The organism is Algibacter amylolyticus (assembly GCF_014202225.1).
GTDB lineage: Bacteria > Bacteroidota > Bacteroidia > Flavobacteriales > Flavobacteriaceae > Algibacter_B > Algibacter_B amylolyticus.
On record NZ_JACHGE010000010.1, the window covers coordinates 171589 to 185765 of the forward strand.

The 14177-nt window shown below is 33.6% G+C and carries 10 protein-coding genes; 6 read left to right on the plus strand and 4 right to left on the minus strand.

Going from position 1 to position 14177, the window contains the following annotated elements:
- Positions 1 to 126: 126 nt before the first annotated feature.
- Together HNQ90_RS16480 and HNQ90_RS16485 are read right to left on the minus strand one after the other, a co-directional pair.
- Entirely contained in the window at positions 127 to 1134 is a 1008-nt protein-coding gene (locus HNQ90_RS16480) for a DUF6695 family protein (RefSeq protein ID WP_144116767.1), read from the minus strand.
- A complete protein-coding gene (locus HNQ90_RS16485; protein ID WP_144116768.1) occupies positions 1127 to 1840 on the minus strand; it encodes an NRDE family protein in 714 nt (237 codons plus the stop codon). The genes HNQ90_RS16480 and HNQ90_RS16485 overlap by 8 nt, the downstream gene beginning before the upstream one ends.
- A gap of 152 nt (positions 1841 to 1992) precedes the next feature.
- Between HNQ90_RS16485 and pruA the strand changes: the two genes are divergently transcribed.
- From pruA to HNQ90_RS16505, 4 genes are all read left to right on the plus strand, one after another.
- Entirely contained in the window at positions 1993 to 3621 is a 1629-nt protein-coding gene (gene pruA, locus HNQ90_RS16490) for an L-glutamate gamma-semialdehyde dehydrogenase (protein ID WP_144116769.1), read from the plus strand.
- 199 nt (positions 3622 to 3820) lie between these two features.
- Positions 3821 to 4588 carry a DUF6090 family protein gene (locus HNQ90_RS16495; protein ID WP_144116770.1) on the plus strand — a complete coding sequence of 256 codons (768 nt, stop codon included), beginning with the start codon at positions 3821 to 3823 and terminating at the stop codon, positions 4586 to 4588.
- A gap of 153 nt (positions 4589 to 4741) precedes the next feature.
- A complete protein-coding gene (locus tag HNQ90_RS16500; RefSeq protein WP_144116771.1) occupies positions 4742 to 5173 on the plus strand; it encodes a PH domain-containing protein in 432 nt (143 codons plus the stop codon).
- Between the two features lie 55 nt (positions 5174 to 5228).
- On the plus strand, positions 5229 to 5633 hold the full coding sequence (locus HNQ90_RS16505; protein ID WP_144116772.1) for an OsmC family protein: 405 nt from the start codon (positions 5229 to 5231) through the stop codon (positions 5631 to 5633).
- A 168-nt stretch (positions 5634 to 5801) separates the two neighbouring features.
- On the opposite strand, the gene HNQ90_RS16510 is transcribed toward HNQ90_RS16505, so the two are convergent.
- Positions 5802 to 10700, minus strand: coding sequence for a DUF8202 domain-containing protein (locus HNQ90_RS16510; RefSeq protein WP_144116773.1), 4899 nt, complete (start codon positions 10698 to 10700; stop codon positions 5802 to 5804).
- 526 nt (positions 10701 to 11226) lie between these two features.
- Here HNQ90_RS16510 and HNQ90_RS16515 point away from each other — a divergent pair.
- Positions 11227 to 12186 carry a tetratricopeptide repeat protein gene (locus HNQ90_RS16515; RefSeq protein WP_172625883.1) on the plus strand — a complete coding sequence of 320 codons (960 nt, stop codon included), beginning with the start codon at positions 11227 to 11229 and terminating at the stop codon, positions 12184 to 12186.
- A gap of 18 nt (positions 12187 to 12204) precedes the next feature.
- Here the strand turns inward: HNQ90_RS16515 and rsmG are convergent, their stop codons facing one another.
- Complete coding sequence (rsmG, locus tag HNQ90_RS16520; protein WP_144116775.1) at positions 12205 to 12834, minus strand: 16S rRNA (guanine(527)-N(7))-methyltransferase RsmG; 630 nt, start codon at positions 12832 to 12834, stop codon at positions 12205 to 12207.
- A 232-nt stretch (positions 12835 to 13066) separates the two neighbouring features.
- Between rsmG and HNQ90_RS16525 the strand changes: the two genes are divergently transcribed.
- Complete coding sequence (locus HNQ90_RS16525) at positions 13067 to 14164, plus strand: fatty acid desaturase family protein (RefSeq protein ID WP_144116776.1); 1098 nt, start codon at positions 13067 to 13069, stop codon at positions 14162 to 14164.
- The last annotated feature ends 13 nt before the right edge of the window (positions 14165 to 14177 follow it).

Consider the following 14177-nt stretch of genomic DNA (forward strand, 5'->3'; position numbering starts at 1 on the left):
GAGTCACATTGCTAACTATTTAATATTTAGTTGAAAGCTAACTAATTTTCTTAGTTTAAAAAAAAGGATGCCGCTTCAATCCCTAACGCGATAGTAACAAGAATAACAATATTGAATAGGAATTAGTTAAACCTTCCGATTAAACCTAAAAACAACATCACGCTGTTTCACTTGAAAAAATTTACAATTTGAATAATGAATAAATTCGTAGTCTAAATTAACATCAAACGTATCATCTTCAACAATAAAAACAGCATCACAATCTATGTTGCCATATGGCGAAATTCGCCTAAATCGATATTCACTTTTAGTTCCTAAATCATGTAATTCAAACCAAGCGCCAGCAGCAATACCAGACAACCATTGCGCCTTATCATGTAAACCATCAATATATTTTACCTCTTGCGTTCCTATCAAATTAACTTTATGATCTTTAAGTTTATCTAAAAAACACCGAATGTTTTCACTTTTTTGAGTGCCTTTAAATGCTGAAATCTCGCCAGTTTCAGAAACCTCGTAAGGAGACGCTTCCGTATCAGCAAGCAATACATTACCCACTGTACTTGGTGTAAACCATTTCGATTTTTCAAGACGCTTCTTAATTTGAGTATCGGTTACCGAAGCTATTAAAGTATCTGTTACAAAACGGGCACAATTACAGGCATCTTTTATAAATGCGGCATACCGTATAAAATACTTATTTTGCATTTTAGTTATATGTGCTCTCGCCTTTTTATAATTAACAGCACCACAAACCGAAGCCACCAACTTACCATCACCATGGGTAAGTTTAGGATGCGTTGCTAAAAACCCTAAAATAGCATCTAAGTTTTTTATTTGGCCATCCCTTTGGCTATCAGGATCAATATCGGCCTGTATTGGAAAGTGCAACTCGTTATCGGTATCGCTACCACGAACTCTACCATTAGGTTCTGGCGTAATATAACGACCAAAATCATGATATTCTAAAACACCTGTATCCTTATTAATTAAAACCAATGCGGCATGACCTGCACGTAGATAATTGGTTTTACCAACCCCAACATATTTTAAAAATGGAGAAAACCATTCTTCAGAAACCATAACAATAGTATCCGGATAAGCCAATGTTAAAATAATACCTGTATTATCCATTAACAACTTCGGGTAGATTGAAGGTTTTTGTAGCTACTTTATTGTTCTCAAGACTTTCATAACGCATACCAACACTATTGCCTTGTTTGTTTACTTGTGTAATACTTGTGGTTTTTACAAAACCACGATCCATAACTACACCGTAATCTAAATTGTTTTCATCTTTTTTACTGTGGAATGCTAACATTACCTCTGCATTAAAGGCTTCAAGGTGTTCAAACCAAATTTGGCGTTCCTTTTGCATCCCTTCAGAATATAAGGTTGAAGACGACCAAATTCTCGACTCTAAAGGCAATGCTACAAAGTGTTTGTATTTACCATCCCAAACCAATTCGTAGAATTTTAAACCCGAATTCCAATCTGCAATAACCATTGTAAAAGGTTCTATATCCTCAAGATTATAAGCTTCAACGGTTGGCACAATAGTTTCACAAACCATAAAATCGTTAGCTACAATACCTCTACTTTTTCTGTAGCTAGCTTTCCTTTCGTGTTTTTTAAAACCACCATTAAGTACGCACACTACCCGATTATTTTCACTAACACCTATCCATGTGCCTCCTTTTATATCTTTTGGGAATAACAAGGTCTTTCCTTTAACGGTATAAAACTCTGGCACTAAGGATAATCTATCTGGCGCTTCGTCTCGATTAGAGGTTAACACAAAATCATTATTTCCTATTGGTAGTATTGTAACTGTACACATATAAAAACATAGTCTTAAAACACTTTGGCAACTTACAAAATATAAATAAAATTTAACTTGCATTTAAGAAGGCTTCCTTTTAATTTATCATTTAATTATTCTTAAGTTTGTATCAGATTTACTGAAAATTCAATAACAAAAAATCAAATATCATGGGAAAAGGCTTTTTTAATGTGCCAGTTGCGGTTAACGAACCTGTAAAATCTTATGCTCCTGGATCGCCAGAGCGTGATGCAGTTCTAAAGACTTACAAGGCAATGTTTAATAGTAAAGTTGATGTGCCTTTATATATTAACGGTAAACATGTGGAGTCTGGAAACACCAGAACCATGTCGCCACCGCACGACCACAAGCATATTGTAGGTACGTACCACATAGCAGAACAAAAGCATATTGACGATGCCATTTCTACCGCTTTAGAGGCTAGAAAATCGTGGTCGCTAATGCCTTGGGAACAACGCGCAGGAATCTTTTTAAAGGCTGCCGAATTAATTGCAGGACCTTACCGTGCTAAAATAAACGCAGCAACTATGATTGCGCAATCTAAAACCATACATCAAGCAGAAATAGATGCTGCCTGTGAGTTAATAGATTTCTTGCGTTTTAATGTTCAGTTTATGACTGACATTTATATGGAACAACCAGAAAGCACAAGCGATGCTTGGAACAGAGTTGAATACCGTCCGTTAGAAGGTTTCACCTATGCAGTTACACCATTTAACTTTACTGCTATTGCCGGAAACTTACCAGCATGCATGGCACTAATGGGTAATGTTGTAGTTTGGAAACCTAGTGACAGCCAAGTATATTCTGCTAAAGTTATTATGGATATTTTTGAAGAAGCAGGTGTGCCTCCAGGAGTAATAAACATTGTGTTTGGAGACCCCGTAATGATTACCAATACGGTTATGGCGAGTCCAGATTTTTCAGGATTACACTTTACGGGTTCTACATTTATATTTAAAGAGCTTTGGAAACAAATAGGAAACAATATACACAACTATAAAACCTACCCACGTATTGTTGGTGAAACTGGAGGGAAAGATTTTATTGTTGCCCATAAATCGGCCAATGCAAAACAAGTAGCTACTGCAATTGTACGTGGAGCTTTCGAGTTTCAAGGTCAAAAATGTAGTGCGGCTTCAAGAGCTTATATTCCAAAAAGTTTATGGAACGCTGTTAAAGACTTCGTTATTGAAGATTTAAAGTCTTTAAAAATGGGATCGCCAGAAGATATGAGCAATTTTATTACTGCTGTTATCCATGAAGGTTCTTTTGATAAACTAGCAAAATATATTGATGGCGCTAAAGCCGATGCAGATGCCGAAATTATTGCTGGTGGTAATTATGATAAAAGCAAAGGATACTTTATTGAACCTACCGTTATTCTTGCCAAAGACCCAAAATACACAACCATGTGTACCGAACTTTTTGGACCTGTAATTACCATTTATGTTTATGAAGATGACGCTTACGCGGAAACCTTAAAACTAGTAGATGAAACTAGTGAATACGCCTTAACAGGTGCCATTATTTCGAAAGACAGATATGCAGTTACACAGGCTACTGAAGCTTTACAAAATGCCGCAGGAAACTTTTATATTAACGATAAACCAACAGGTGCCGTTGTAGGACAACAACCGTTTGGCGGAGCCAGAGCGTCTGGAACCAACGATAAAGCAGGTAGTGCACAAAACTTATTGCGTTGGGTATCGCCAAGAATGATAAAAGAAACTTTTGTTACACCAACGGATTACAGATATCCTTTTTTAGGTGAATAAAAACCTTAAAACAAGATATTTATAAATTTTAAAACCCTAAGCTTTGGCTTGGGGTTTTGTTTTTTGTACAAAAAAATAAATTATATTTACAGGATAACAACGATTAAAAAGCTGCTTTATTCTGAGTTGCTTTTGGGATATGAAACGGAGAAGTGATTTTGTAACGTGTTAGCCTTCATTAAGACCAACATTTAGCCAAATGATAAAATTTTTTAGAAAAATTAGACAAAGATTGCTAACTGAAAACAAATTCAGTAAATATCTACTTTATGCCGTTGGAGAAATTGTGCTTGTTGTTATTGGGATATTAATAGCCTTACAGATTAATAATAACAATAAATACAACGAACAAAGAAGTTTAGAGCAGGAATATCTATTGTCTCTAAAAGCAGAATTTGAAACAAACCTGAATAAAATAAATGCCTCTATTCAAGAAAATGAACAACGAATAGAATCACTCGATAATCTATCTACCCTATTTAACAAAAACGTCCTTGACACGATAAATAATCAGGCAATATCGCAAATGTTTGCCCCTGTTCTTGGTAGCCAATTAAGCTATTTACCTTCAACAGGAGTTTTAAATGACATAATTAGCTCAGGTAAGCTTAATATCATTTTGAATAAAAGCTTAAGGCAAAATATGGCATCCTTTGAAAGTTCATTAGATTTTTTAAACATTCAGCTAAATGAAGCAAATTTTTATGACGATAATTTACGCACTCTTTTATATAATAAGGGAAGTGTGCGAAACATTATAAGTGATATAGGATTTATGGATTTTGAAAACGAGTCGATTTCCGGAAAAGTAAATAACAAGCAGATGTTCAAATTAGTCGAATTTGAAAATTACCTGTTCGGTTATCAACTGTTGGCTAAAGCCACGAATGGACCAAAGTTATTTGGTCGCATAAAAGCGGAAATAGAAACCATACTAAAGTTAATTGAGCTAGAACTGAAGAAATAAAGAAACCACAAAATGGTTTATAATTAAAGGCTAATTCGAGCTTGCTTACAAAAATCCTAACAGATTTTCTATTCGGTTTTTATTTGCTAAATTTAGTACTTAATAAATCATGTAACAAACCATACAACAACACGTTAGGCAAGCTAAAAAAAAATGAAATTCGATAGTAAAAAAGACATATTATTCAGTTTAATAATTCTTGGAACTAATGCTTTTCTGGTTGGAATCACAATAATTGGAGTTGCAAAAGGTGAAATGAAAAAAGAGGAGTATTGGACTTTAATTCTGATTTTGGCTGTTGTTGGACTCCTCTTTTGGCTGTATTTGGGAACTCATTATGAATTGAACAAGAAAAACGGTTTGATTTACAAAAGCGGACCGTTTAACGGAAAAATAAGCGTTGACCGAATAACAGAAATTGTAAAAGGAAAAACGCTTTGGGTTGGATTTAGACCTGCCACTTCAAGAAAAGGGCTGATTGTGAAATATGACAAGTACAACGAAATCTACATAAGCCCGAAAACAAATGAATCATTTATTGAAAAAATCTTAGAACTGAACGGACACATAAAAATCACGGAATAAGAAACCCACCAACAACTATGTTAAACCATTAACCCCTAGCTAAAAAACATGAATTATGAAGTATTTTAGTAAAGCCAGCTCATCTTCAAAAAACAATGGTTCCATACAAATTAAAGCATCGGAAATTGGTTTTGGAACAACACCGGAATCATCTGATACTTTACCAAATCCTGCAGAATTGTTTTTAGGTTCATTTTCATCATGTATTCTTAAAAATGTTGAACGTTTCTCTATTTTAATGAATTTTGAATACTCGCAAGCAGAAATAACAGTTAGCGCCACTCGCCTTGAAAAACCTCCAAGAATGGACGATATTTATTATGAATTAAAAATTTATAGTCAAGACCAAAATTTAAATATCAACTTACTTAAAAAGAATATTGAAAAGTTCGGGACCATATTTAATACAGTTAAGGCTTCCTGCTCTGTTAATGGTGATATTAAAAAAATACCAGAATAAAACAGCAATTTCTTTAAATAAATATAAGACCGACAAGTAAGTGGCTTTATGAATTAAAAAGACTTCCTTAAACTGGGCTAATTAAAAATTCAAGCCCAACCTATACCCCAAATTACATTCAGGGTATAAGTAACGCTTCACTTCAAAAAATAAAAATTCTTAGGGCTATTAATCTGCTATTATTTTTTTGCTAATGTTCCCAACTTCCGAATTAATATCTATAATATACATACCCGTATTTAATGGTAGGTAAATAGATTTATCTTCTGTTGTGTTTAACTTTAATGTTTTAATTTCTTGTCCTAATAGATTATAAACCGCAAGGTCATTAACAAGGTAATTGCTCTTATTAATTATATTTAGTTGCTTAGTTTCGTTAGCATAATACACTAAAATTTTATCTGATTCTTCAACACTATTTTCTACACTTAAAAGGGTATTATTAAACACTAACTTAAAGCGTTCTGTATATTCTCCTGCTTCTAAATAAAGCTCGAAAGCGTTATCGTTAATAGGAAAGGTTTCATTGGTTGTTAAATCTTTAATATAAACTGGTGTATTTTCAGCTAGATTCTCTAAAGCTTCTAATTCAATTTTTACTAGACCTGCTTGTTTCACATTTAATCCTATATCATACTCTTGTATATCATTAAATTTATCGACACCTTGTATAACCAACTTCTTGTTTTCTAACACCCAATACATATCTTCTACACAAACATCGACCATAAAGGCATCATAACCAACATCGAAGTTTTTAGAGGCGTTAGTATTAGCACCTAAAATAATTTGTCTGTTATAACCCATTGGTGAGTTATACCTAAGTTTTATTCTTGGTGTATTGTCTTTATGAACTTGAACCTTATTATTTTTAGCATTAGCCGATTTAAAAAACAATGATGATGTTCCATCTTCTTTTGCAAAAACACGCTGACTATTTTTAAACACAATGTCTCCACCATCTACTTTTGTTAGTGTGGCTCCGTTATCATTCTCAAAACCATCTAACAAGGTGCTCACAAAGAATCCTTGATTTACACCAATGTATTCTCCTGGTACTTTTGTACCTATGCCTCCAGTTGCATTAAGTCGACTATCATTAGCTATTGCTGGCGCTCCGCCAATTAAATTTCTGGTTGCGTAACCACCAACATATTGTGCTAAATTATGTGAGTTTTCTTCTCCAAAATGATCCCAAAAATATAACGCTCCGTTTATAACAGTTCCATTAGGATTTGTTCCACCGTCGGCAACACTTAAATTATCTAAAATAAATGCCTCGGCATCTATAGCTGATGGATAAGGGTTTCCTATTAATCGATCTACCTCTTCGGTAGAACTATCTAACGGTAAGGTAATGTCTCCATTGTTTGGTAATCCTGTAAACACATAGTTTTGCATGGTTGTAATGGATACACTTCCAGAAGTTCCTTTCATGGTAAAGCCTTCTCCTGCCATTAAAGGTGTTGTTTCACTAATTTTCGCCCATGAGTTATAAGAATCGGCAGTACCATAAAATTTGTATAACCAATAGGTGCTTATGGTTTTTGCCAAACCTGGTGGAGGTGGCGTTCCGCTTCCATCTGGCGAACTACTAAAAAGTAAGCTCTGATAAAATGCTGAAAATGAACCATCATTTAAAACATTAGATATAGTATGATCGCCATTAGCCGAAGCCATTCCTGTACCTCGTGTTAATGTATTACCGCTAATTGGCCCTACTGATGATGACCAATAATTATAATTATAACCATTAGCTGTACCTTGTTGATCTCTTTCAATAAAACCACCACTATCGGCATCAACAATACTACCTTCTTTTTGTATTAATTGAGACTCACCAATTAAATCAATTACACCATCCAATTCTAAATAATGCGAAATGGTTAAACCTTGTCCTGAATTTGTTTCGTCTTGAAATCCTATAGGATCTGCAATTGTAATTACTCCAGCGGTTTGTATTAAACCTAAAAGTGTAATATCTCTATCTCCTGAAGATATATTATGTGCCGTTTCAACAATATTCCAATCTATAGTGGTAACACCATCTAACCCTAACGAATTTGGAATAGCCATATTAGCACTATTTAACCAACATCCAGCGGTATCCCATGTTCCATCGGCAGCAGTAACATATGGCAATGGAGCAGTTTGCTCATCGATTAAAGTTTTATCCTTGTTTAGGTATTTTAATCTTAAAAAATAACGCTCGTCTGTTAAACCTTCAATAGTAGAGCCGTATAATGAGTTAAAATCATAATACACTCTTAACCTACTCCAAGGAATCGAAGCTGTTTCGTTACATGCAGAAGCTTGAGGAATAATTTTTCCGCTAACATAATCGGTTCCGCTATCATTAAATCGTTCAATTTCTTGATTCATTAAAAAACGAACCTGATCGTGAGAGAGCGCAACATCCCAAATATAAACTTCTTCAATACTTCCTAAAAGGGGATTAGTAACAGTATCCTTATCAATATACAAGGCTCCAATACAATAGTTATTATAATTTGGAGTAGGATGCACAATATTTTGTACAGATTTATCAAGGATACCATCTATGTACATTAATATAGTTCCACTATCAAAAATGTAAGTGGCTTGATGCCATTTCCCATCATCCAGAACCATATTTGAAGTATATTTAGGAGTCACATTATCGTCCATATACACCTCAATATTACCGCTACTATTTAAACGCATTTGGAGTTTTTCACCTTTAGCCATTAAGGTTCTATTACTAGCGTTTGCTGAACATTTAATCCATGCGGAAATTGTAAAGTTGTCTACATTTAAGTTAATTTCAGACTCGCCCACTAAATAATCGCCCGCTTCAATATCAACCGTATGTTTTTCTGATAATTTTGAAACCTTACCAAAAGTAAAATATTTAGTACCGTCAAAATCATACCACGTACGAAGATCTAAACCTGAATCTGATGATCTTAGCGGAATAACATCAATAATATCACCATCGCCAAAACTAGCATTATCGGCTACAATTAAAGCATACTCCTCGGTAGCAGTTTTTGAAAACCCACTAAACGCTGCCGATGGGATTGAAACATATACAGTTTCGACATCGCCATTAACATGCTCGTTCGATTCAACTATTTTCCAAGTTCTGTCTATTCTTGTTATTGCCGTTGTTATGCCTGTAGCAACCGTTACTGTATTGGTACCTGAACCTGTAAATGGCCCGTTATTGTTTCCCCATACTATAAAATCGCCATCCTTTTTAAACTCATTGGTATTTAAATTGTTAGTAGCAAAAACATTCCCTAAACTAATAGTTACCTCATTATCAAAGTTTAACGTTTTAGATTGTTTTTGATTTAAATCTGATATAGAATCTTTCCCTATTCCTGCTATATTGTAATTAAAGCCAGAGTTGGTAGTAATATCCCAGGTTTTAGTACCGAACGAATTAATATAATCTTTTTCTGCTTCTATATTAGAGCCTAGAGTAATCCCGTACTTTATACCTAAATAGGATTCTATTTTATGCCTATCGGTATCTGTAACCCGTTCTGCATATGTAAATATTTCTGCAATACGACCATTTAAACTTCCTTGAACCCCCATGTTTCTACCAATCCAATATTCCGAACCATATACGGTAAAAGGCGCTACAACCTCTGTAATTCCAATGTTAAGATATGGAATATCATTAACTGTACTTGTAGAAACAATATCTGAGTTATAAAGCAACTCTTGCGCAGAAGCTGTTAAATTGTTTCGAACGTTAATAATTCCTGGTTTATCATATGTCACAGTAGCCTCATCTGCAACTCCATTATAAAGCCCTAATGGCAATGACAAAGGAATACCTTGATTATAGGACAGTACTTCGTTACTAAATTCTCCCGAGTAATCTCCAAAACCAACACCTGTTATATCTCCTGGCAAACCAGTAACCGTACCAGAAAAAATAGTGCTTCTTGACGATGCAGATGTTATAGGTGTATCGGGTATCATTACAATAAAAATGTCTTGACTATAAAACCCATCGCTAGAATTTTGTAAATATTGCTCTAACGAAGCTCCATCATTTTCAAATTTTATAACTGGGTTATAATTAATATTGTCTGCTTCGGTATCCAAATAAGTTGGTTGTTTATCAACTATAGGTTGTGTGGCATCTTTACCATTTGTTCCTAAATCTGCCCAAACAGATACTTTAGATGCTGTTTCGGTTACACCTCTTGTCGATTTTAACCAAAGTCTAAATTCAGCAAGAATACCACCAGGACCAGGAATACTAAAATCGTACAATTCTGCCTTTACTGTAAAAGTAAAAGTTGTATTACCAGAATTACCTACACTAATTACACTTGTTTGTGTTCCCGATCCTGTAGCAGGGGCCGTAAAAGTTACATTAAACGCAATGGAATTATAAGGATTAATATTGTTTGATGGAATTGGAGACATTGAAGAGGCTACAAAATCGCCATTAGAACTAGTTAGAGAAAGTACATCTAAATTACAGCTACCTATATTAGATATAACATAAGTTCTAGTTATTGAAGTTCCTTTATCTACAATACCAAAAAAGGTGCCATTTAAAGCCGATGTTACGGTATCGCCATGGTATATATCTGCATAAGGACTTCCTCCTAAAACAAATATTTCGGGCGATGCATTTATTTGAAGTGTAAAAGTAAAGTTTGCTTGGTTACTAATTTCTATAGTTACCAATGTACTTTTAGCACCACATGAAAGACTTGTAGTTTCAACCTCAAAATCAAGAAATTTATCCCCTCCTAAACAGGTTAAAGGTTTAATATTTGTGGCAGGACTATTAGGAGAAACGTCAAAATCTGAAGTATTAGAGACATTAACATCTTGAATTTTTAGATAATCACAATTAGCAAGCTCAAGGTTGGTAATTCTAAAATCTAAACTATTACCTTCTGTTATACCTATGGTTGATCCTTCTGTTATAATTGCGCCTCCAAGAACTTCAACTTGGGCGACTTGGGCTTTACCAGATAAACTGAAAAAAGAAAAAATTATTAATAAAGTAAATTGTAAAAAATGGGTTGGCAGTTCTCGTCTCATCATCATAATCTTTTTAGGTTATTGTAATACTGAGAGACTAACTACCTTACAAAAAGAAGCTATGCAAACCTACATTTTATTTACGATATTGTGTTGATATTTTCGATGAAACGCAAAAATAAAATATTTTTGTAGGCTTAATCTTTCTGTTTTATTGCATTTCGTCGATTTATCGATAAAATAAAAATATGTTAAAAGTTGGCATTTTCAATTTGAAAACACTTCTGTTTAAAGGTCTAAATTTTACGTTAAACAATATTCCAGAATTATAAATGAAACTCCATATCGTAGTATTGATTTTCGATTGAATTATTTAAAGTACCACAGGAGTAAAAAAGAAAGACTAGTACCTTAAATAAAAACTCATAAAATATACACCAACCATTAAAAGGACATCCTTTTTAGAGAAACATCCTCATTATTATGTCTGTTTTTTTTGTAAATATTTTTATTTAGCAATAAAATTTAAATTATCTTCACTAAGATTTCTTGAGACAAGTAAAACGGCATGTTATTTGTGGATAAAATTTTAATGATGAAAAAACTAATACTCCTTATTATTGTCGTGATACCGTTGCTTAATTTTGGACAAGCGAAAAAGGTATTGAGAAAAGCATTAAGAACTACAGATCTTAATGAAAGAATAAAACTACTTAACCAAGTTATAGACGAAGAGCCTAAAAACTTAGACGCCTACTTCTATAGAGCTACGGCCAAAAATGATTTGGGCGATTATAGTGGAGCCATTGTAGATTACTCTAAAATTATTATTGTAGAACCGGATGCCGATACGTATTACAATCGTGGTAACTCCAAATACAGCTTAAAAGATTTTACAGGTGCTAAAGTAGATTATGCTAAAGCCTATATGCTAGATGAAAATTTTATTGATGCCTTGTATAGTTTAGCCTGTGTAAAATTGGATTTGGGTGAATTTGATAGAGCTATAGACGATTTTACTACTATTATAAAACAAGTTCCGGACAATCCTAATATTTATGCTTTACGCGCCATAGCGTACAAAGCCGTCGAAAAAAACACTGCTGCCGTTGAAGATTATTCCATGGCTATTGCTTTAGACCCTAGTGCCGATAACTATTATAATAGAGGTGCTTTTTTAATGGATATTAAATATTTTGAAGAAGCGCAAAGTGATTTAACACGATCGTTACGACTTAATAGAAACAATGCTTTTGGCTATTTTTATAGAGGCGCATCGAACTTATTTTTAGGGGCGTTTGATAACTCCATTTCAGATTTCACAAAAGCCATTTCTTTTGACACCATGGATTTTGATGCTTACCTAGGTTTAGCCATGGCATATCTTAAAAATAATGATTTGGCAAATGCTAAAAAAGCTTATGACAGAGCAAACGCAATTCTATCGTTAAACAATGTTAATAATATTGAGCAATATGCTAATACGTACTGGTTTCAAAACCAATACTATTATTTTAATAATGTAATTATTGAATTAGCGAAACTTAAATAGCGCCCTAGGTAAAATAAACTAGCCTCTATATTTAAGCGGTAAGTGTACTACTTTTTTGGTTTCGTAGAAATCTTCCTCAAAATAATCGCTTAGGTTATAAATGGTTGTGGTTCTATAATCTTTTAACTCTTCAGTTAAATCCCCTCCTTTTAAATATAAAATACCGTTTTTAAGGTCGTGGTTTTGGTCTTTAGCTATTTTACCTTTGATCCAATGTACAAAAGTTGGCATTGCAGCTACGGCTCTACTTATAATAAAATCGTAATTCCCTTTAATATCCTCTACTCTACTATGTGTTGTTTTCACATTGGTTAAACCTAATCCAGCAACAACCTCATCGACAACTTTTAACTTTTTGGCTATACTATCTACCAAATGAAACGAACACTCCGGAAATAAAATAGCCAAAGGAATACCAGGAAACCCCCCACCAGTACCAACATCTAACAATTTAGTACCTGGTTTAAACTCCATAACTTTAGCTATACCTAAACTATGTAACACATGGCGCATATATAACTCATCAATATCTTTACGAGATACCACATTAATTTTCAAATTCCAGTCTTGATATAGGTCTTCAAGCTTGGTAAATTGTTCTATTTGGTGTTCTGTAAGGTTAGGAAAATACTTCAAAATGAGTTTCATCTGCAAACTAATATTTCATTAAATAGGTAGGATGTAAATCGCATAATAAACAACTCAATTTGCATTAAGATTTTAGTTATGCTCATTTCATCAATGTTAAATTTTCAACAAAAGTATACTTTTTACACACATTTTTTTACAAAAAAACGTTATTACTTCAAATGGTTTATACCTATCTTTGCCATAGGTATGAGAAGCAATTTATATTTTTATCATATTTAAATACAATACAATGAATAAACAAGCTCTTTCTTTTTCAAGAAAAGATCCCGCAAAGTTTTTTAAAACACTTAACAAGCGTGTAAACGATTACTTTAAGGAAAACGAAATAAAACGCACCGGAAACTGGAAATTATACATTAAAGCCATAGTAATGTTCTCATTACTTATTGTGCCTGCGGTTTTAATTTTAACTATAGATAGCCTACCAGGTTGGGCACAATTACTAGGAATGGTAATTGTTGGAATAGGTATGGCAGGTGTTGGCATGAATGTTATGCACGATGCTAACCACGGCTCTTTTTCTAGCAAAAAATGGGTTAACAAATTAATGGGAAGTAGTATTTACATACTTGCCGGTAACGATTATAACTGGAAAGTACAACACAATGTTTTACACCACACATATACCAACATTCAAGGACACGATGAGGATATTGATGCGGGTAGAATCATACGTTTTTCTAAACATGCTAAATGGTTTAAAATTCACAAATACCAAAAGTATTATGCTTTCTTTTTGTACGGTTTATTAACTGCAAATTGGGCTGTTACAACAGATTTTATACAAACTTACAAGTACCTTAAAAGAAAATTGGCTTACGGTAAATTACCACATCCTGCAACACAATGGACAAAGCTAATTATTGGTAAAATAGTTTACTATAGTATTTGGGTGGTTTTACCAATTTCCCTTGGTTTTGCTTGGTGGGAAGTTTTAATAGGCTTTCTTATAATGCATTACACTGCTGGAATAATTTTAAGTGTTATTTTTCAATTAGCGCACGTTATGCCTAATACAGAAATGCCATTACCAGATACAGAAGGTAACATGAAAAACACATGGGCTATTCACCAATTATTTACAACATCGAATTTTTCTCCTAAAAGTTGGATTGTTGAGTTTTACACAGGCGGATTAAACAGACAAGTAGAGCATCATTTATTTGCTAATATTAGTCATATCCATTACAGTAAAATTGCTAAAATAGTTAAGGAAACTGCACAAGAATTTAGTTTACCTTACAATGAATATAATACGTTTATGCAAGCTGTTGCAGAGCATTACAATCAATTAAAAACGCTAGGACAAAAACCAAGTTTAGCTTAATTATACACTTACC